Genomic DNA, 20,313 nt, shown 5'->3' with positions numbered 1-20,313 from the left:
CGAATATGTCCGACACGCTCACTCCGGTAGAAGCAGATCATGCGATGCGTAATTGGACGTATCGATCGTCAGGAAAGATTCGGATTGGCTCGGATCAGCATCTGCGGATGTTCTGCGAGATGTTGCTGACGACGCACAATCCGTACAAACCGGCCGTGATCGAATGGCCGAAGCTGGCCCCGGCGGCGCTCAAGCGCGTGACGTCGCTGCCCATCTGGGACATCGCGGTGCAGACGGAAGGGCGCGCCTCCATTCGCGTGGCGACTTACGCGGCGGCGGTTCACGACCCGCATTTGCGCGAAGCCTTGCGCATGAACGGCGGGGAAGAAGCGCGCCACAAGCTCGTACTCTCGAAACTCGTCGAAGCCTATGGCATCGAGCTCGCGCCCGAGCCGCCGTATCCCGCACCGGACGACGCATTGCGCGCGTGGATGCTCACGGGCTACAGCGAGTGCATCGACAGTTTCTTTGCGTTCGGCTTGTTCGAGGCGGCGCGCCAGTCAGGCTATTTTCCCGAAGCGCTCGTCGAAACCTTCGAGCCGGTGATTCAGGAAGAAGCGCGTCACATTCTGTTTTTTGCCAACTGGGTGGCGTGGTATCGGCGCAGTCTGCCGTGGTATCGCAAGCCTGGTTTCCTGCTCAAAACCGCGAGCGTCTGGATTTCGCTGATTCGCGATCGCATTTCGCTCGCGCGCGGTTTCGACACGAGCGGCGCGGCGCAAGATGCCAACTTCCCGGCCAACGTCGGCGATTCCGTGGCGGGCAATGTTTCCGTCGCTTCCTTGATCGACCTGTGTCTCGCGGAAAACGCGCGTCGCATGAGCGGTTACGACGCGCGGCTCTTGCGCCCGACCACCGTGCCGATGCTCGCGCGTCTCGCGCGCCGCTTCGTCAAGTAAGCGGCTTCTCTTCGCTCGATGCCGCTTCGTAGCGGCGCGACGCGTCTTCGACATCCTGTCGGAACTGCGCCAGCGCCGCCGTTTTCGCATCGGCGGGTTGCAGCGCGGCCCACAGCACTTCCACCAGTTCATTCGCCGTCGTCTCGATCTGAGTCTGACTCAGGCGGCGTTTTGCAAGCGTGGCGTCCCACAACACGTGTTCCATCGGCCCGAAAACGAGCGAGCGCAAAAGACGCAGCGGAACGTCGCCGCGGACGTGGCCGAGCGTCTGTCCGCGCGCGAGCACGTCCATGAGCGGCGCGGTGTAGCGGCGCTGCAATTCGGTGAGCGTGTCCGACAGATCGTGCTGGCGCGTGCGGCCTTCCGAGAGCACGAGCGCGCACAGACCGGTGCCGTTCATCAGCATCAACCGCAAATGCGTTCTCACGATGAACGCGAACTGCTGGCGCACCGAGGCGTCACGCGGCATGCCGGTCTCGAAGGCATCGATGATTTCGTCGTACCAGTCCGCGATCACGCGGGCGCACAATTCCCGCTTGCCGCTGAAATAGCTGAACACCGTGGCTTCCGAAATGCCGGCGCGCTGCGCGATTTCCGCGCTGGTGGCGCCGTCGTAGCCTTTCTCGGCGAAGACCTCGCGGCCGGCCTGGAGGATTTCGCGCACGCGTTGTTGCGATTTGACGCCCGACGGCGTGCGGCGGTTGGAAGCGGTGCTTTGCGTGGACATGGCGGTAGCGGAAGAGCGTGCGCAAGAAATGTGAGCGTAGCTCAAAAACCTATTGACGGAAAGACGAATAGAGGATGAAATTGGCCCATTCTGCGGCGCTCCATCTGCTGTGAGTGAAACTCAAACGCGACGCGCCGAAACATCGCATCTGGAGGAGACACCCCATGAGCACCGTGCCGGGCCTGAACTTCGCGCTGGGCGAAGACATCGATATGTTGCGCGACACGCTTCAGCATTTCGCGTCGAAGGAAATCGCGCCGCGCGCCGCCGAAATCGACCGCACCGACCAGTTCCCAATGGACCTCTGGAAGAAATTCGGCGACATGGGCGTGCTCGGCATGACGGTATCCGAGGAATACGGCGGCGCGAATCTCGGCTACACCGCGCACATGGTCGCGATGGAAGAAATCTCGCGGGCGTCGGCATCGGTCGGGCTGTCGTACGGCGCGCATTCGAACCTGTGCGTGAACCAGATTCATCGCAACGGCACGGAAGAACAGAAGCGCAAGTATCTGCCGAAGCTCGTTTCCGGCGAACACGTCGGCGCGCTTGCCATGAGCGAGCCGAACGCCGGATCGGATGTCGTCAGCATGAAGCTGCGCGCGGACGAGAAGGGCGACCATTACGTGCTCAACGGCACCAAGATGTGGATCACCAACGGCCCGGATTGCGACACGCTCGTCGTCTACGCGAAGACGGATATCGAAGCGGGCGCGCGGGGCATCACGGCTTTTATCGTCGAGAAGGGCATGAAGGGCTTCTCGGTCGCTCAGAAACTGGACAAGCTCGGCATGCGCGGCTCGCATACGGGCGAACTCGTGTTCGAGAACGTGGAAGTGCCGAAGGAAAACATTCTCGGCGCATTGAACGGCGGCACGAAGGTGCTGATGAGCGGTCTCGACTACGAGCGCGCCGTGCTCGCGGGCGGGCCGACCGGCATCATGCTCGCCTGCATGGATGCGGTCGTGCCGTATATCCATGACCGCAAGCAGTTCGGGCAAGCCATCGGCGAATTCCAGCTGATTCAAGGCAAGGTCGCGGATCTCTATACCACGCTGCAAGCGTGCCGCGCATATCTCTTCGCCGTGGGCCGCCAGCTCGATACGCTCGGCTCGGGCCACGTGCGCCAGGTGCGCAAGGACTGCGCGGGCGTGATTCTCTACACGGCCGAGAAAGCCACGTGGATGGCCGGCGAAGCCATCCAGATTCTTGGCGGCAACGGCTACATCAACGAGTATCCGGTGGGACGCCTGTGGCGCGATGCCAAGCTCTATGAAATCGGTGCGGGCACGAGCGAGATTCGCCGCATGCTGATCGGTCGCGAACTGTTCGCCGAGACGGCTTGAGGCGCGTCATGGCGATCATCGAATCGAAACTGAACCCGCGCAGCGAAGATTTTCGGACCAACGCCGCCGCGCTCGAAGCGCTCGTCGCGGATCTCAAGGCAAAAGTCGCGAAGCTCGCGGAAGGCGGCGGTCAAGCCGCGCGTGACCGGCACGTGTCGCGCAACAAGCTCTTGCCGCGCGACCGCATTGCGCAACTGCTCGATCCGGGCACGCCGTTTCTCGAACTCTCGCAGCTCGCGGCCTACGGCATGTACAACGACGACGCGCCGGGCGCGGGCATCATCACGGGCATCGGGCGCATTGCGGGACAGGAGTGCGTGATCGTCTGCAACGACGCGACCGTGAAAGGCGGCACGTACTATCCGGTGACGGTGAAGAAGCATCTGCGCGCGCAGGAAATTGCCGAGCAGAACCGCCTGCCGTGCGTCTATCTCGTCGATTCGGGCGGCGCGAACCTGCCGAATCAAGACGACGTGTTCCCCGACCGCGATCACTTCGGCCGCATCTTCTACAACCAGGCGAACATGTCGGCGGCGGGCATCGCGCAAATCGCGGTGGTCATGGGCTCGTGCACGGCGGGCGGCGCTTATGTTCCGGCGATGAGCGACGAGTCGATCATCGTGAAGGATCAGGGCACGATTTTTCTGGGCGGCCCGCCGCTCGTCAAGGCCGCGACCGGCGAGGAAGTCAGCGCCGAGGATCTCGGCGGCGGCGACGTGCACACGCGTCTTTCCGGCGTCGTCGACCATCTCGCGCAGAACGACGCGCATGCGCTCGGCATCGCGCGCAGTATCGTCGGCAATCTCAATCGCGTGAAGACGCCGCCGCTCGCGCTCAAGGAGCCGCTGCCGCCGCGCCATGAAGCGGAGAGCCTTTACGGCGTGATTCCGGTCGATACCCGCAAGCCTTTCGACGTGCGCGAAGTGATCGCGCGCATCGTCGACGATTCCGCTTTCGACGAATTCAAGGCGCGCTACGGCACGACGCTCGTCACCGGCTTCGCGCATATCTGGGGGCATCCGGTCGGCATCGTCGCGAACAACGGCATTCTGTTTTCCGAGTCGGCGTTGAAGGGCGCGCACTTCATCGAACTATGCTGCCAGCGCAAGATTCCACTCGTGTTCCTGCAGAACATCACGGGCTTCATGGTCGGGCGCAAGTACGAGAACGAAGGCATCGCGCGTAACGGCGCGAAGATGGTGACGGCCGTGGCCACGGCAAAGGTGCCGAAGTTCACGGTGATCATCGGCGGTTCGTTCGGCGCGGGCAATTACGGCATGTGCGGCCGCGCCTACTCGCCGCGTTTTCTGTGGATGTGGCCGAACGCGCGCATCTCTGTCATGGGCGGCGAACAGGCCGCGTCCGTGCTCGCAACCGTCAAGCGCGACGGCATCGAGAAGAAGGGCGGCGCGTGGTCGAAGGACGAAGAGGAAGCGTTCAAGGCGCCGATTCGCGATCAATACGAGGCGCAGGGTCATCCGTACTATGCAAGCGCGCGTCTTTGGGATGACGGCGTGATCGATCCGGCGCAAACGCGCGACGTGCTGGGCTTGGGCCTTGCCGCGGCGATGAACGCGCCGATCGAAGACACGCGCTTCGGCGTATTCCGCATGTGACGCCAGACGTCGGGACCCAGGCGCCCGACTCGCGTCTCGCACCTCAAGCTGATCCACGGATGTAAAGCCATGTTCAACAAGATTCTGATTGCAAATCGCGGCGAGATCGCCTGCCGTGTCGCGGCGACGGCGAAGCGCATGAATATCGGCAGCGTCGCCGTTTATTCGGACGCGGATGCCCAAGCGAAACACGTCGATGTCTGCGATCAAGCCGTGCACGTGGGCGGCGCGGCGGCATCCGAAAGCTATCTGCGCATGGAGCGAATTGTCGAGGCAGCGCTTTCGAGCGGCGCGCAAGCCGTGCATCCGGGCTACGGCTTTCTTTCCGAGAACGAAGACTTCGCCAATGCATGCGAGAAAGCGGGCATCGTCTTCATCGGGCCGCCGGTCGAAGCCATCCGCGCGATGGGTTCCAAGGCCGCGGCCAAGGCGCTCATGCAATCCGCGTCGGTGCCGCTCGTGCCCGGCTATCACGGCGACGATCAGGAAGCCGCGCTCCTGCAGCGCGAGGCGGATCGCATCGGCTATCCGGTGCTGCTGAAGGCAAGCGCGGGCGGCGGCGGCAAGGGCATGCGAGTCGTCGAAAAGAGCGAGGACTTCGCGGCGGCGCTCGCTTCATGCAAGCGCGAAGCGGCGTCGAGCTTCGGCAACGATCGCGTGCTGATCGAAAAATATTTGCTGCGCCCGCGTCACGTCGAAGTGCAAGTATTCGCCGATACGCACGGCAACGCGGTCTATCTGTTCGATCGCGATTGCTCGGTGCAGCGTCGGCATCAGAAGGTGCTCGAAGAAGCGCCCGCGCCCGGTCTCTCCGATGCCACCCGACGCGCAATGGGCGAAGCCGCCGTGGCGGCGGCACGCGCGGTGAATTACGTCGGCGCGGGCACGGTCGAGTTCATCATGACGCAGGACGGCCAGTTCTACTTCATGGAGATGAATACGCGCTTGCAGGTCGAGCATCCGGTGACCGAGATGGTGACCGGGCTCGATCTGGTCGAATGGCAACTGCGCGTGGCGGCGGGCGAGCCTTTGCCCCTGTTGCAAGACGCGCTGAAGGTGCACGGTCATGCCATCGAAGCGCGCATCTATGCGGAGAACCCGGCGCGGGGCTTTTTGCCATCGACGGGCACGCTCAAGCATCTCGCATTGCCGCAGGCGGTGAGTTTTTCGATCGACGGCGACGTGCGTATCGACAGCGGCGTGCGCGAAGGCGACGCCATCACGCCGTTTTACGACCCGATGATCGCGAAGCTGATCGTGCATGGCCGCGACCGTCGCGATGCGCTCGCCCGCATGGCACGGGCGCTGGCCGAATGCGAGATCGTCGGGCTGCATACGAACGTCGAATTCCTGCAACGTATCGTGAAAAGCGAGCCGTTTTCGCAAGGCGAGCTCGATACCGGTTTGATCGAGCGTCATCGCGACACCTTGTTCGCGCCGCCAACCGTACCGCGCAACAAGGCGCTCGCGCTTGCCTGCGCCGCGCTGCTTACGCGCGAAGGCGGCGAGGCGCACGGTCACTCGCCGTGGGACGCGCTCTCGCACTGGCGCATGGCGGGCGGTTATAGCCAGGACCTGAACTGGCGCGAGGTCGATCACGACGACATGCTCAAGGTCGTCTACACGAAAGACGGCGAGAAGCGGCTCGCGCTCGATGGCAAGAGCGCGCGCTTCGACTGGACGCATGGCGGCGCGACCGATTACACCGTGCAATTGGACGATAACCTGCTAAAAGGCACCGTCTTCACCGAAGGCGACATCTTCCACGTCTTTCTCGAAGGCGCGGAATTTCAGTTCGAATGGCAAAACCTGATGGCTCATGCGGGCGATGCCGAACACGAAGGCCGTCTCACCGCGCCGATGCCCGGCAAGGTCATCGCGGTATTGGTGGAGGCAGGCGCGATGGTGGCGAAGGGCGCGCCGCTCATCGTCATGGAAGCCATGAAGATGGAGCATACGATCGTTGCGCCCACGGCGGGAAAAATCGGCGAGATTCTCTTCGATGTCGGCGATCAGGTCGCCGACGGTTCGCAGTTGCTGGTGCTCGAAACGAGTTGAAGGAAGCTGGAAGCGCGTTACTTCCTGGGCCTGCCGAGTAACGTGTCCTGGCTCTCGGTGCGCACCAGAATCTCGACGCGCCGGTTTAGCGCGCGGCCCTGCGGCGTGTCGTTATTGGCGATGGGCCGCAGGTAAGCCATGCCCTTGGTCGTAATGCGCTCGGCCGGCACGCCGCGCGCGATCAACGCATTCGCAACGGCATTCGCGCGCGCCAGCGACAGTTCGCGGTTGTAGGCGAGCGAGCCTTCGTCGTCGGTATGGCCTTCGATCAGAACAGGCCGCATGCTGCGTTTGAGCACATCCGCGACGCGGTCCAGCACGGCGATGTTCTGCACGCGGATGCGCGCTTCGTCCCTATCGAAGAGCGGCGCGTCGGGCAGGCGCATCTCCACGCCGCCTTTGACCTGCAGCATGGTGATGCCGTATTGCGCGTTCAGCTTGTCTTCCTTCGTGCGGCTGAGGCCGCTCGAACAGCCTGAGAATAAACTCGCCAGCATCGCAAGCGACGCGCATGTTCCAACGGCCGACTGTAATGCTCTACCTGCCATCCGTGCTTTCCCTTCTCTTTAGAGAGGCTTTGATTATACGGAGCCCGAATCTTGCCGTTGTAAATAACATTTGCTGCTTGCCCGCAACTATGCGGAACGCTTTGTGCGAATCGAGCGCCAACCTAGACCCAACTGGGCGTCAACAGGGCGCCAACTTCGTCCGAACGTTCGACGCGCTTACAATGCGTGCGACCATTCAGGTTATCGATTCGAATTTCCGTCTTTCTTCCTGCGAGCTTTCACCGTCATGTCTACACCGCGATATCCGCGTAATCCAGAGCGCAGCAACGAGCATGATACGGACCCGGGCGCACGCATCAACAAGGTACAGCGGGCGGCGTCGGCGGCGCTTTACACGGTGCTCGTGCTGATTGCGCTCTATACGGCGCGCACGTTCATTCCGGCGGTGGTATGGGCTATCGTGATCGCCATTTCATTATGGCCGGCGCTGCACTGGCTAGAGCAGCGTCCGCTGTTCAGGCGGCACAATATCTTGCTCGCGGCGTTTCTTGCCACAGCGGTCGGGCTGCTCTTCGTGGTGCCGTTCGCCATCGTTGCCGCGCAGACCGCCAACGAAGCGAGCGACATGCTCCGCTGGTTCCACGACGTCTTGCGCACCGGTATTCCGATGCCCGCTTTCGTCGAGCATCTACCAATGGGTTCGCAACAGGTCTCGCACTGGTGGCAGGAGAATCTGGCGACACCGCTCGAATCGTCGCCTGCCGTGAAGCGTCTGCATAGCGCGACGGTCGTCGCGATGACGCGCCATTTCGGCGGACGCGTGGTGCATGGGCTCGTCATTTTCGGCTTCATGCTGATGACGCTGTTCTTCATGTTCCAGGCGGGCGCGCGGCTTGGCGAGCAACTGATCGCGGGATCGCGGCGCGCGTTTGGCGCGGACGGTGCGGCGCTCATCCGGCGCATGGCGGACTCCGTGCGCAGCACGGTGATCGGTCTCGTGGTGGTTGGCCTGGGCGAGGGCGCTTTGCTCGGTATCGCCTATGGCATCACGGGCGTGCCGCACGCCACCTTGCTCGGCATGCTGACCGCGGTCGCCGCTATGCTGCCGTTCTGCGCGCCAATCGTCTTCCTCGGCTCGGCGCTATGGCTGCTCGCGCAAGGCTCCGTGATTTCGGCTGCCAGCGTGGCGATCTTCGGGCTGATCGTGGTCTTCATCTCCGAGCATTTCGTGCGACCAGTGCTGATCGGCGGCTCCACGCGCCTGCCGTTTCTGCTCGTCTTGTTCGGCATTCTGGGCGGCGCGGAAACGTTCGGGCTGATCGGGCTTTTCATCGGCCCGGCATTGATGACGATTCTCGTCGTGCTATGGACGGACTGGGTGCGCGATTGAAGACGAAGTCGATGAAGCGCCGTGCGTGACGTAATTCAGACGCCCGCGCCGCGTTCCTGCACGCAGACCCAGGGCGATACCACCACGGCCCACAACTCGGGATCGCGCGCGGCAATATCGACGGCGGTCTGCGCCTGCAAGCGCTCGATGAGTCCGGCCGAGAGCCATTGCGTGACCTGCTGCGTGTCGTCGTTGGCGACAGCCTCGGCGACGCTCACGAGATCCAGGTCGCCCTTCACCCAAATCAGCGCGCCCTTTGCGAAGAAGCGTTCGAGTTCGGACCAGCCGATCTGCGCGGTTTCTGCAAGCAGCTTGGTGTAGAGCGGGCTGGGGCTTTGGTTGGAAGCGTCGGTCATAACGGAAGCAATGGAAACGAAAAGGCGTCCGACACTATAGCGCAGTGCCGGACGCCTTCGTTTTGCCTTGAAGCGGACGTTTAGAGGTCGAAGAACACGGTCTCGTTCGGGCCGCGAAGATGAATGTCGAAGCGATAGATCGTGCCCGACACACCCGGCTTGCCCGTCGGTCCCGCTTCGCGCTTGGCGATCAGCGTATGGCGGCGCTCGGCCGACACGGCGGCGAGCACGGCGTCGTTTGCGTTGGCTTCGGTTTCATCGTCGAAATAGATGCGCGTGTAGCTGTGCAGCAGCATGCCGCGCATCAGCACGATGACATCGAGATGCGGCGCGGCATCGTCGGCGGTCTTGCCGGGCTTCACCGTATCGACGATAAAACGCAGCTTCGGGTCCGTGCCCGTGCCGACGCGCGCGAATCCGCGAAAGCCCGACTCGCGCGCGGCTTCGGCGCTTTCCACGTAACGGCCGTTCGCGTCAGCCTGCGCGATTTCGATGAGCGCGTCGCCAATGGGCTTGCCTTCCGCGTCGTACACGTTGCCGACCACGGCGATATGCTCGCCCGGCACTTCACGATCCGCGGCCGATGCCGTGAACAGGCTCTTCAGATCGAAGTTGTATTGCTCGGGAACGAGGCCGTAGGCGAAGTACGGTCCGACGGTCTGCGATGGGGTTTGTTTGAGCGTGGTCATGTCGTTCACTCCGTCGGCGTCTGGTCCGGGCCGCGCAGCACGATATCGAATTCGTAGCCGAGCGCGTAGTTTTCCTGAGTCGTGTCGATCGAGAAGCGCGACACGAGGCGCTTTCTCGCCTGCTCGGGAATGCCTTGATAAATCGGATCGAGGTCGAGCAGCGGGTCGCCCGGGAAATACATCTGCGTGACGAGACGCGAGCCGAAGTAGTCGCCGAAGAGCGAGAAGTGAATGTGATTGGGGCGCCACGCGTTGGTGTGATTGCCCCACGGATACGCGCCCGGCTTGATCGTCATGAAGCGGTAGCGGCCTTCGTCGTCGGTCAGGCAGCGGCCCGCGCCGAGGAAGTTCGGGTCGAGCGGCGCGTCGTGCTGATCGGCCTTGTGGACATAGCGTCCGGCGGCGTTGGCCTGCCACACTTCCACGAGCGTGTTGCGCACCGGGCGGCCGTTGTCGTCCAGCACGCGGCCCGTCACGATGATGCGCTCGCCGAGCGGCTCGCCGTTCTTGGCGGCATTGCGCGTGAGGTCGTTATCGAGCGTGCCCAGGTCGTCCGCGCCATAGACGGGAACGCGGCGGTTGCGCAGATTTTCCTTCAGCGGGATGAGCGGCAGCGAAGGGCTGCGCAGCACGGATGACCGGTAGCCCGGCGACAGATACGGCGGATGGGAATCCCAGTCGCGAGGCGTGAGAATAGGCGAGGTCATGACGACGTGTCTCCTGTTTTGTAGGGTGTCCGGGTTTTTTCAATCGGATATTTCTGGCAACTACTTTATCGAATGCAGCGAGTTATGGAAAATGATGTTTCGTGCCTGCTTGCATAACGACTCGTCATGGATACCGACTTCACCAACACTCGCGTCAAGTTCCGCCACCTTCAGTGTTTCCTTGCCGTCACGCAGCTCGGCAGCGTGCAGCGCGCGGCCGACAGCCTGTCGATTACGCAGCCGGCCGTGTCGAAGACCATAGGGGAACTCGAATCCATTCTAGGCGTGCGCTTGTTCGAGCGTGGCAGGCGCGGCGCGGTTCCCACGCGCGAGGGCCGGCTCTTCGCGCCGCATGCGAGCGCGTGCGTGGCGTCGCTGCGCGAAGGCGTGGACATGCTGCTGCGCGAACGTGGCGATGTGCCGGGGACCATTTCCATCGGCGTATTGCCGACTGTCGCCACGGCCTTGCTGCCGCCCGCGCTCGCTGCTTTCCGGCAGCAATGGCCGGCCATTTCGCTTGCCGTTCGCACGGATTCGAACGCGCAACTGCTCGAACGGCTGAAGGCGGGCGACGTCGATCTGGTCGTTGGCCGGCTCTCCGAGCCGGAAGCCATGCACGAGCTTTCCTTCGAGCAGATCTATCGTGAACCGCTAGCGGTGATTGTCCGGCGCGAGCATCCGCTGACGTTCGAGGCGCCGCTCACGCCCGCGTTGCTTGCGCGTTTCGCGATCGTCGTGCCGCCATTCGGGACGTTGATTCGTCAGTCGGCTGAAAGCGTTCTGACAGCGTTCGGCGCGCATGCGCTGACCGCGTTGATCGAAACGCTGTCGGTTTCGCTTGGCCGCGCGCTCGCGTTGCACAATGACGCCGTGTGGTTCGTTCCAGCGGGCGCGGTCGCGCAGGACATCGCGCTCGGCTTGCTCGTTGCCTTGCCCATGCCCTTCGCCGGCACCGATGAGCCCATCGGCTTGATACGTCGCAACGACTCCGCGCGCACGCCCGTGGAAGAAAGTCTGGTCGATGCCTTGCGCGAAGCGGGCCGTGCGCGCGCCGGGAACAAGTGACCGGTCGTGCACCGCGGCGCACACCTTGCTAGAGCAGCATTTACCGCGCAGATTTCGCGCGAAACAAATACTATGACGTAAGCCCGCCGGGACAGCGAATCGGTTGCAACGAACGCTCGTGGCGCCGGTCTTATCGACGCGTGCCGCTTCGGCGCATCGACGTCATTTCCCGCACTTGGTGCCGCATTGCTGTCAACTCGTTCGCTCCATGAAGACCGTTCTGCTCGTCGATGACGACCCCGCCACCATCGAAGCCTGGACCCTCTGCATGCAAGGGGAGGATTGCCGCGTGCTCTACGCCGTCGACGGCAACGGCGCTCTGTCGATACTCGGCGCGCAGACGGTCGACATCGTCGTGTCCGACTGGATGATGCCGGGACTCGGCGGCGCGCTTCTCTGTCAAACGATGAAGAACGACGCCGCGCTCGCGCACATCCCTTTCCTGATGATTTCAGGGCATCCAAATCCGCCGGCTTTCGTGAGCTACGACGGGTATCTGCGCAAGCCGGTCGAGATGGAGACGCTGGTTGCGGCCGTGAACCGTCTGTGTGCCGCGAAGAAGCGGCCGCTTTATTGAACGGCTGCTGCTTGCGCTTCGACGAGAATCTCGGAACGCGACGACCAAGGCCTCAAGTCCGCATCCACGGGGCAAAGGCTTGCGGCTTAACCAATCAGCGCAACTCCGCCAGCGCCGCATCCATCTGCGCTTGAGCGAGCCGGTTCAATTCCTGCGGGATTTCGCATTCGAGCGGCAAGGCGGGCGTGACGATCACGCGGATATGTCCACCATGATCCGGCCAACCCTTCGCCGGCCAGACCTTGCCCGCGTCGTGGACAACAGGCACGACCGGAACCTTGGTCGCGCACGCGAGCCGCACGCCGCCCGAAGCGAGCTTGAGCGGCGCATCGTGCGCCACGCGCGTGCCTTCCGGAAAGATCACCACGACGTCGCCTTTCTTCAGCCGCGCGGCGCATTCACGCGTGACAGCCTGGTGCGCCTGACGGATCGAGCCGCGGTCGAGGCTCACCATGTCCAGACCGCGCAGCACCCAGCCGAAGAAAGGAATCTGCATGAGTTCGTGCTTGAACACGAAGCTGATGCGGCGCGGAAAGAGCGCCATGAACGCGAGCGTCTCCCAGGTCGATTCATGGCGGCTCAACACGATGCACGGCCCGTGCGGCAAGTGTTTGAGTCCTTCGACCGAGACGCCCACACCGGTGATGACGCGCATCATCGTGACCATCGCGCGGCACCATTGCCTGGCTAACCAATAGCGTCCGTTTCTGCCGACGAACGGGAAAAGCGGCAGGATCAGGATCGACCAGATCGTGCCGCTGCCGAGCAGATAGGTGGCGAAGAGCCACTTGACGAGGGTGCTGCGCATTGAAATCGTGCGATCGACGGAGGAAAGCCCAGAAGCATAACGGTATCGAGCCGTGAACGCACGAGGCAAAAACCGCCGCTTCGCTCATGCGTCTTCGGGCGCGCGATGCAACAATGGCGCGTGCAGGTCATCGACCGCTTATATCAACATCGCAAGGGAACACATGGATCAGGAGCCGGTGAGTTTCGACGAAGGCATGCTCGACGTGGGCGACGGCCATTCCATCTACTGGCGCGCGCAAGGTCCGCGCGAGGCGCCCGTCATGCTCGTCGTGCACGGCGGCCCCGGCGGCGCCATGAATCTCAAATGGGCCGAGGTGCTGGAAGCGGACAAGTGGCGCGTCGTGTTCTTCGACCAACGTGGCTGCGGCAAGTCGAAGCCTTTCGGCAAGCTGGAGGCGAACGGCATCGATGCGCTCGTCGGCGACATGGAGAAGCTGCGAGTCGCGTTGAACATCGAGCGCTGGGCGCTGTTCGGCGGCTCGTGGGGCACGACGCTCGGGCTTGCTTACGGCGTCACGCATCCCGAACGCTGCACGGGCTTCTTGCTGCGCGGCGTGTTTCTCGCGCGGCGCGCGGACATCGACTGGTTCCTGTGGGACGTGCGGCGCGTGTTTCCGGAGGCGCATCGCGCGTTTCTGGACGCCATCGAAGCCGCGAGCGGGAAGCGTCCGACAAGCGGCGAGGAGATCCTGCAACTGACGGAAGCGCCGCTCGCGCGTTTCGATGAAGCCGGCACGCGGCTCGCGCGCGCGTGGACGCTGTATGAGACCACCTTGTCGGTGGTCAACAAGCCGCCGAAGGAGGCGAAGGAAGCGGACGAGGCGAAAATATCGGGTGAAGCGCAAGCATCGAGCGAAGCGAAGGACTCGAGCGCGAAGCAGGACGACAAGCGCCCGAGCGCCGAGGCCAACTCCGCCGCCGTTTCCATGGCGCTGCTCGAACGTCACTACATGGCGCACGAACTGCCGCCCGAACCGCTGCTGCAGCGCGTCGCGCGCATTGCGCATCTGCCGTGCAGTATCGTCCACGGACGTTTCGACATGGTGTGTCCCGCGGATCAGGCGTTCGACCTTGCCGCGCTTTGGCCGGGCGCGCAACTCGCCATCGTGGATGTCGCCGGGCACTGGACCTTCGAGCCCAACAACGTGACGGCATTGCGCAAAGGCGCGGTGGCCCTGGCTCAAGCCATCGCGGCAAGCTGACGCTTACAGGATCGACGGCGCCGCTTCGGTCAGGCGTCGCCAGTCGAGATCCGCGCCCGCGACGATCAGCCGTCCGTTGCGCTGCGTCGCGATGGTGAGCGTGACGCACAGCGACGTCCCCGTTACCGACAGATACGGCGCGCTCGTGATGACCTGCTGCGGCCGCGTGTGGGCATCGACGAAGTAGGGGCGCGTGTCCCAGCGGCCGGTCGAGGCGTCCGCAATGGGCGCGAAGCGGTCGGCCGAGCGCCGCTCACACGCGCCGGCGAGCGTCGGCAGGCATTCGCGACCCGCGTGGTCGAGAAAGAAGCAACTGATCGTACAAGGCAGCGCGAGCAACGCGGCGCAAGCATGCTCGGCGGATGCGCCGCCCGCAAGGCGCGTCGCGGCCTGCGCCAGATTCGAGCGATACGGCATCAGCAGCAAGTCGCTCGCGAGGCGCTCGGTGCGGCGCGTCTGCGCGAGCGAATCGAATACGTTTTCGAAGAGCGGCGTGGCCGCGCCGCGTTCGGCGAGTTGCGCGGCCGGTTGACCGAACAGATAACCCTGCACGAAGTCCACGTTGGAGCGCGCCGCGAGCATCAGGTCGTCGCTGGTTTCGATTCCCTCGGCCACCACGAACATACCGGATTCATGCAGCAGATCGACGAGCTTCGGCATCAGCGCATCGCGCATCGGCGTGCGTCGCTTGCCGCTCTGCGCGCGCACCAGGCTGCGGTCGAGCTTGACGATATCCGGCCGCATCGTGAGCAGACGATCGATATTGGAATGCCCGGCGCCGAAGTCGTCGACGGCGACGAGAAAGCCCTGCGCGCGAAACGAGCGTGTCGCGCGCGCGATCTCCGCGACGTCCGAACCGCCCGATTCGAGCACTTCGATCACGATCCGCTCCGGCGCGAGCCCGGCCGCGTGCGTGAGCGCGGCGAACTGTTTCGCATAGCCAGGGTCCGTGAAAGTCGCAGGGTTCATGTTGACGAACAGCCAGTGCGCGCTCGGCAGCACCGGCGCGGCATGACGGAGGTGCGCCAGATGACTCATGCGGTCGAGCGCGGTGAGCTCGCCCGAGACGATCGCGCGGCCAAACAGATCGAACGGGCCGATCAGCGCGCCATCGCCCGCATCGCCGCGCAACAGCGCCTCGTATCCGACTTCGCGCTGATGCGGGAGGCTGTAGATCGGCTGCAGATGCGTGCGAAGCGTGATGCCGTCGACGACTCCGGTGTGCGCCGTCAACACGTCGGACCACGCCGGCCGAGGCCTGACGGCTGCGTGCGGACACAGCGTCGGGAAGAATGCACATACGAGTCGATGAACGGCACGGCAATGGCACGCGGCGAGATGGGGATACAAGGCAGTATCGGCCGAGCGTGCGAAAACTTGAGTGGCGGCGTCGTGTTTGCCCGCGCCCGCGCCGCGACCTATCTTTGAAGAGGCGGTGATACGATCCCGCTGCAACTTAAGCGGCGCAAGGCTCGTCGAAGCTTGCACCAAAACCTTTGAGAGACATCGATGGCGCAACAGAAAACCAATCCAAAACTCGAGCAGGCGCTCACGCGCGGCGATCTCGCCATCCGTCAGGCCAATTCGGCTCGCGCCACGGCGGTGTTGCGCGCACTCGGCAAGATGATCGTGGAGGCGTCGGCGACCATCGGCGTCGAAGCGCACGTGGTCGTTCACGACGGCGACAAGATCTACGATCCCGCCGACGGCGCGTGGCCGCAGCAGTTGCTCGTTTCGCTCGACGGCCCTGTCGAGGAGAACGATCCGGACGAAATTCGCACGATCACCTTGCTCGCCGACACGCCGGCCACCATCTTCCGCTGCGAATGGCAGCGTGCCGACGGCAATCTCGGCCGTCAGGAGGGACGCCCGCTTGCCATGGTTGCCTTCATTACCGACGTCGACATTCCTTGGCTCGACGAAGAAGACTGATTACCCCGTCTTCGATTTGTTCAGCATGTTGTGAGATTCGCGGATGCCAAAAGTGGAGGCATCCGCGTTTTTGCGTCTGCTCATTTCCCCAACGATCCCATTTGTTGCCGTTTTCTGTTTTCGAGTGTTGCGTGAAGCGCAAACGTTACCGTGTCCCCTTTTTTTAGTCTTTTGACGTGATTACGCGATATTTCGTATTGCTTGACAGACGGCTATTCTCCTGAATACCTCTCACGGCATTTGGTGGCTGTTGGCCCTCGTTTCTTTTCACTCTTCTTGTGCATGCATATTCGAATACCGGCTATGCATATTTATTTTTGCAGCAGTTGCCCGGCGATTAGTTCGGCAATTAGAATAAAAGTTCTAATTGTTTAGCCTGAATTTTGCTGAGAAACAGTGGCAAGCGCGCACCCCGTTATTTGACTTCGTGAGAGGCTCGATTCGCCGTGTGAGGGCACAACCTTAAAACGCCCATATCACGCGGCAATTTCCTAATCGCCAAGAAAAATGGGGTTTACAAAATGGAACGTCTGAACCTTGCCACGAATGCCGCCGCTAACCAATCTGAAACGGCGCTTCGTCCGACACTCACGGTAGTGCCCGCACTTCAGAAAACGGAACGCATGCCGTTTACTATCCGTATCGTCCAGGACGACGACGGGCTCCAGAAAGCCGTAAGCATCAGGCGTTCTGCGTATGGTCGGCATTTGCCCGAATTCGCCGAGAAAATGACGATCGAGCATTCCGATCGCGATAGCGGCACCGCGGTTTTGCTCGCGGAATCGAAACTCGATGGCGCGCCGTTGGGCACCATGCGCATTCAGACCAATGCGTATGCGCCGCTCGCGGTCGAGCAATCGATCAAGCTGCCGGGTCATCTCGCCGAAAGCCGTCTCGCGGAAGCAACGCGCCTTGGCGTGGCGGGCGGCATGGTGGGAAGAGTCGTGAAGGTGGCGTTGTGCAAGGCGTTGTGGATGTTCTGCGAACTGCATGAGATCGACTGGATGGTGATTACCGCGCGTGCGCCGCTCGACCGGGAATACGAAGCCATGCTGTTCAAGGACGTGTTCGGCGTAAACGAGTATCTGCCGATGGCGCACGTGGGCGGCATGCCGCATCGCGTGCTGGCCAAGGAAGTGGCTGTCGCGCGGCAGCGTTGGGAAGAGGCGCGTCACCCATTGTTCAACTACATGGTGAATACGCATCATCCGGACATCGATTTGCAATCTGTAGATTTATCTTTTGACTGGGAACCGGTACGATGCCCTGAGGCTCCGCTGATGGCTTACGGCCGGTAGAAGAAGGGCTGCGGTAACGAAAGCAAGAGCAAAAAAGCCGGGCCCGAAGTGGTCCGGTTGGCCAAAGAGTGCGGTGGCGGGGGCAAGCTCGGCTCCGCCGCGCCTCTCGCCGGCAAGATCGGCGCAAACGGGGGGCTTATTCAGGTATGGCGTCGGTTATTCCAGCTTCCTTATCGAGATTCAGACGCTCGGGCTCGTGGATCGACGGCGCGTTGTACGCGGTCGCCGTCTACGCGGTCCCGTTTCTGATCGCACTCGGTACGCTAGCGACGCTCTTCTTTTTACCCCGCCAGTACGAAACGCGGGGCGCGGTCCCGCTCGAACTTCACGTTCTCGCCGATCATGGCGACTCGCTCGGTCCAGAAGCCGCGCGCGAAGCCCTGCGCGCCGCACCGGCCACCACGCGCTACAACACGCATCTCTCCGAAAAACCCGTCTGGTTTTCCATCACGGCGCCCGTCATGAGCACGGAGTCGTCGACTGCAATCGAACTGCCTTCGCGCCACGCGCAGTCGCTTTCATGCTGGAACGCCAGTAACCTCCAGCCGCTCGGCACCGCCGATCGCGAAAGCGTGAGCGGCGAGATGCATCCGGTCAAGGCCGGTTTCTTCGTGCAGGTGGGGCGCATCAAGGCACCGTTGTCCGTCATTTGCCGCGGCGTTTATTCGGGCCCGGCGCAGATCAACGCGTTTGCGTGGGAATGGCAAGGTCTCCGAAGCTCGGCGCTCGACTTCCAGGAAAGCTCCGGGCTGATCGCGGGCGGTTTGCTCACGCTCGCGGTATTCGTTTTCGTCACCGCGTTGATCAATCACGAATGGACGTACGTGATATTCGCGGTGTGGCTCGTCGGCAATCTGCGTTTGTGCGCCAACGCCATGGGCTGGGACATGCAGTGGCTCGGCCGCGTACTGCCAGCCGACTTCATGACGCCGCTCAGGCAAATCACGTTCGCCGCGTACTACTTGCTGACCGCCGCGCTATTCCAGCAGCTGTTCCGCCGCGAATTGCGCGTGGTCGGTTACCGGTGGCTTTTGCGTGTCATTCAGTACGTCGGCATCGTGCTCCTTGGGGCAGCCGTGGCGTTGCCGTATTCGCTGTTCATTCCGACGCTGTGGGTCATTGCCGGCTTCGGTATCTGCGTGCTGCTGTTCTTCCTCGTGCGGCTCGTGTGGATGGCCCGTTCGCGCACGGTCATGTGGTATGTGGCGTCGCTCGCCATCGTGCTGTTTTCCACGTTCTCCGAAGTACTTGGCGCGGCGTTCGGCCTCAAGGTGCTGGTCGGCGGCGTGAACACGGTAATGGCCGCGCTGTCGTCGAGCATGATGGCGGCGTTTGCCATCGCCGAGCAGATGCGCGCCGAGCGCGACTTCCGCCGTCAGGCGCAGATGGAATTACGCAACACTTACGAAGTCACGCCAATCGGTCTCTTCACGCTCGATACCGACGGCCGCTTCGTGCGCGCCAATCCGGCGCTGCGCTCGATGCTCGACCTGCAGAAAGCGGAATACAAAGTCCGCCACTGGAACGATTACTTCGAGCCCGGCGCGTGGGGCGCGCTGCAGGCGCTGGCATCGAAAGGCAGTGACGGTGAGCTCGAAATGGGCGGTTCCGCCGCGCGCGGCACGGGCGAGCGGCGCTATCTATTGAAGGCTATCCGCTCGAATGGTTGGATCGAAGGCTCGCTGCAGGACACGACCGAACGTTCGCGCGCTGTCGAGCGTCTGCGCTTTCTCGCGGAGCATGATCCGCTGACGGGCTCGCTGAACCGGCGCGGTATCGAGAAAGCTATTTCCGCCCAAAGCGATGAAATGTTGCCGTGGGCGCTTGCCTATGTCGACCTCGACCGCTTCAAGCTCGTGAACGACCTCTTCGGCCACCGCAGTGGCGACGAAGTCTTGCGACAGGTCGCGGCACGCACGCGGGCGCACTTCGCGCGCAATTACGCAGTGGGGCGAATCGGTGGCGACGAGTTCGTCTGCGTCATGCACGACACGTCGATTGAAGACGCCATCGCGCAATGCCGCGAACTCATTTCCATTCTTTCTGACGCGCCCTATCAGGTCGGAAATCGCGCGTTTCAGGTGAAGGCTTCGATCGGTCTCGTCGAATGCTCGCAGGGCGTGCGCGTGCAGGACGCGCTGTCGCATGCGGATCGCGCGTGCCGCGAAGCGAAGAAGGTCGCGCATACTCACCTCGTCACGTACCGCAAGGGCGCGGCGGCGTTCGAGGAGCGCGCGGAAGAATTGAAACTCGTCGAGACGCTCGGCCGCAATCGTCTGCCGCCGGGCCTTTTTCTCGTGATGCAGCCGATCATGTCGTTATCGGCGCCAACGGAATCGCTTAATTTCGAAGTACTTCTGCGCATGCGCGCGCCGGACGGCACGACGCTGCCTGCGGGCAAGGTGATCGTCGCGGCGGAAGAGTCCGGCAATATTGCTGCAATCGACCGCTGGGTCATAACCACGTTGCTCGAATGGATCGAGGCGCATCGCCATGAATTGAAGAACACGCAATTCATTTGCGTCAACCTTTCAGGCGGTTCGCTCAACGACGAGCAATTCATGGAGGACATTTTCGCGTTGTTCGCGCGGCATCAGTCAGTGGTGCATTACCTTTGCCTCGAAATCACCGAAAGCGTGGCGCTGCACGATCTGGAGAACACGCAGCGCTTTATCGCGCGCGTCCATGACATGGGCGGCAAAATCGCGCTCGACGACTTTGGCGCGGGTTATTCCTCGTTCAAATATTTGAAGGCACTTTCCGCCGATGCGCTGAAAATCGACGGCGAATTCGTGCGCTCCATGTGTGCGCATCCGGCGGATATCGCCATTGTCGAAGCCATCGTCGCGCTTGCGCGCAATCTCGGCATGCGCAGCGTGGCGGAATGGGTCGAAGACATCGATACCCTGCGCGCATTGCAGGAAATCGGCGTCGATTATGTGCAGGGTTTTTTAGTCGCGAAACCGCAAGACAGCGTCGCCATTCTTTCGGCGACTTCCGCTGCGAGTTTCGTAAAAGATCCGGAAGTGGTGAGTTTTGTCGAGTGCCTATCCGCGCCGGCGCAGGCGCTCGCATTCGACTATGAATGGCGCGCCCGCGCCGCGGGCACCCATTAATTTCTATTTTCGAACC

The 20,313-nt window shown here is 62.6% G+C and carries 18 protein-coding genes; 11 read left to right on the top strand and 7 right to left on the bottom strand.

The annotated features are described in order from the left end of the window. The first annotated feature begins 5 nt into the window (after positions 1-5). Entirely contained in the window at positions 6-899 is an 894-nt protein-coding gene (locus ACYQ47_RS04840; RefSeq protein ID WP_459904627.1) for a ferritin-like domain-containing protein, read from the top strand. Here the strand turns inward: ACYQ47_RS04840 and ACYQ47_RS04835 are convergent. Further along, positions 892-1,626, bottom strand: a complete 735-nt coding sequence (locus tag ACYQ47_RS04835; protein WP_244829333.1) for a TetR/AcrR family transcriptional regulator — start codon at positions 1,624-1,626, stop codon at positions 892-894. The genes ACYQ47_RS04840 and ACYQ47_RS04835 overlap by 8 nt on opposite strands. Before the next feature lie 164 nt (positions 1,627-1,790). Here ACYQ47_RS04835 and ACYQ47_RS04830 point away from each other — a divergent pair, with 164 nt between their 5' ends. The 3 genes from ACYQ47_RS04830 to ACYQ47_RS04820 all read left to right on the top strand — a co-directional run bounded on the left by ACYQ47_RS04830 (position 1,791) and on the right by ACYQ47_RS04820 (position 6,646). Continuing rightward, a complete protein-coding gene (locus ACYQ47_RS04830) occupies positions 1,791-2,972 on the top strand; it encodes an isovaleryl-CoA dehydrogenase (RefSeq protein WP_244829334.1) in 1,182 nt (393 codons plus the stop codon). Positions 2,973-2,980: 8 nt separating this feature from the next. Next, positions 2,981-4,588, top strand: coding sequence for a carboxyl transferase domain-containing protein (locus tag ACYQ47_RS04825; protein ID WP_459904626.1), 1,608 nt, complete (start codon positions 2,981-2,983; stop codon positions 4,586-4,588). Positions 4,589-4,657: 69 nt separating this feature from the next. Beyond that, a complete protein-coding gene (locus ACYQ47_RS04820) occupies positions 4,658-6,646 on the top strand; it encodes an acetyl/propionyl/methylcrotonyl-CoA carboxylase subunit alpha (protein WP_459904625.1) in 1,989 nt (662 codons plus the stop codon). 17 nt (positions 6,647-6,663) lie between these two features. On the opposite strand, the gene ACYQ47_RS04815 is transcribed toward ACYQ47_RS04820, so the two are convergent. After that, complete coding sequence (locus ACYQ47_RS04815; protein ID WP_244829337.1) at positions 6,664-7,194, bottom strand: OmpA family protein; 531 nt, start codon at positions 7,192-7,194, stop codon at positions 6,664-6,666. 247 nt (positions 7,195-7,441) lie between these two features. Between ACYQ47_RS04815 and ACYQ47_RS04810 the strand changes: the two genes are divergently transcribed. Continuing rightward, positions 7,442-8,545, top strand: coding sequence for an AI-2E family transporter (locus ACYQ47_RS04810; protein WP_244829338.1), 1,104 nt, complete (start codon positions 7,442-7,444; stop codon positions 8,543-8,545). A gap of 35 nt (positions 8,546-8,580) precedes the next feature. Here the strand turns inward: ACYQ47_RS04810 and ACYQ47_RS04805 are convergent, their stop codons facing one another. From ACYQ47_RS04805 to pcaH, 3 genes are all read right to left on the bottom strand, one after another. Further along, positions 8,581-8,901 (bottom strand): DUF2288 domain-containing protein, encoded by a 321-nt coding sequence (locus tag ACYQ47_RS04805; protein WP_459904624.1) that lies wholly within the window; start codon positions 8,899-8,901, stop codon positions 8,581-8,583. An 80-nt stretch (positions 8,902-8,981) separates the two neighbouring features. Then, positions 8,982-9,590: a protocatechuate 3,4-dioxygenase subunit alpha gene (gene pcaG, locus ACYQ47_RS04800; protein ID WP_459904623.1), complete on the bottom strand. Its 609-nt coding sequence runs from the start codon at positions 9,588-9,590 to the stop codon at positions 8,982-8,984. A gap of 5 nt (positions 9,591-9,595) precedes the next feature. Next, complete coding sequence (gene pcaH, locus ACYQ47_RS04795) at positions 9,596-10,297, bottom strand: protocatechuate 3,4-dioxygenase subunit beta (protein ID WP_244829341.1); 702 nt, start codon at positions 10,295-10,297, stop codon at positions 9,596-9,598. Positions 10,298-10,423: 126 nt separating this feature from the next. On the opposite strand from pcaH, the gene pcaQ reads away from it, so the two are divergent. Then, positions 10,424-11,362, top strand: coding sequence for a pca operon transcription factor PcaQ (pcaQ, locus tag ACYQ47_RS04790; protein ID WP_250493587.1), 939 nt, complete (start codon positions 10,424-10,426; stop codon positions 11,360-11,362). 208 nt (positions 11,363-11,570) lie between these two features. Then, positions 11,571-11,939, top strand: a complete 369-nt coding sequence (locus tag ACYQ47_RS04785; protein ID WP_244829343.1) for a response regulator — start codon at positions 11,571-11,573, stop codon at positions 11,937-11,939. 94 nt (positions 11,940-12,033) lie between these two features. Here the strand turns inward: ACYQ47_RS04785 and ACYQ47_RS04780 are convergent, their stop codons facing one another. Then, the gene (locus ACYQ47_RS04780; RefSeq protein ID WP_309959087.1) at positions 12,034-12,747 is read right to left on the bottom strand and encodes a lysophospholipid acyltransferase family protein; all 714 of its coding nucleotides are present in this window, start codon (positions 12,745-12,747) and stop codon (positions 12,034-12,036) included. 163 nt (positions 12,748-12,910) lie between these two features. Between ACYQ47_RS04780 and ACYQ47_RS04775 the strand changes: the two genes are divergently transcribed. Beyond that, complete coding sequence (locus tag ACYQ47_RS04775) at positions 12,911-13,951, top strand: alpha/beta fold hydrolase (RefSeq protein ID WP_459904622.1); 1,041 nt, start codon at positions 12,911-12,913, stop codon at positions 13,949-13,951. A 3-nt stretch (positions 13,952-13,954) separates the two neighbouring features. On the opposite strand, the gene ACYQ47_RS04770 is transcribed toward ACYQ47_RS04775, so the two are convergent. Next, the gene (locus ACYQ47_RS04770) at positions 13,955-15,187 is read right to left on the bottom strand and encodes a sensor domain-containing phosphodiesterase (RefSeq protein WP_244829346.1); all 1,233 of its coding nucleotides are present in this window, start codon (positions 15,185-15,187) and stop codon (positions 13,955-13,957) included. 273 nt (positions 15,188-15,460) lie between these two features. Between ACYQ47_RS04770 and ACYQ47_RS04765 the strand changes: the two genes are divergently transcribed. The 3 genes from ACYQ47_RS04765 (at position 15,461) to ACYQ47_RS04755 (ending at position 20,297) form a co-directional block, all read left to right on the top strand. After that, positions 15,461-15,883: a hypothetical protein gene (locus tag ACYQ47_RS04765; protein WP_250493585.1), complete on the top strand. Its 423-nt coding sequence runs from the start codon at positions 15,461-15,463 to the stop codon at positions 15,881-15,883. A gap of 623 nt (positions 15,884-16,506) precedes the next feature. Further along, on the top strand, positions 16,507-17,181 hold the full coding sequence (locus tag ACYQ47_RS04760; protein ID WP_244829348.1) for a hypothetical protein: 675 nt from the start codon (positions 16,507-16,509) through the stop codon (positions 17,179-17,181). Between the two features lie 146 nt (positions 17,182-17,327). After that, positions 17,328-20,297, top strand: a complete 2,970-nt coding sequence (locus ACYQ47_RS04755; RefSeq protein ID WP_370652191.1) for an EAL domain-containing protein — start codon at positions 17,328-17,330, stop codon at positions 20,295-20,297. Positions 20,298-20,313 lie beyond the last annotated feature (16 nt).

The organism is Caballeronia sp. HLA56 (assembly GCF_054655155.1).
The sequence above is the reverse complement of the archived record's forward strand: the minus strand, read 5'-3'. Positions and strand labels throughout refer to the sequence as shown.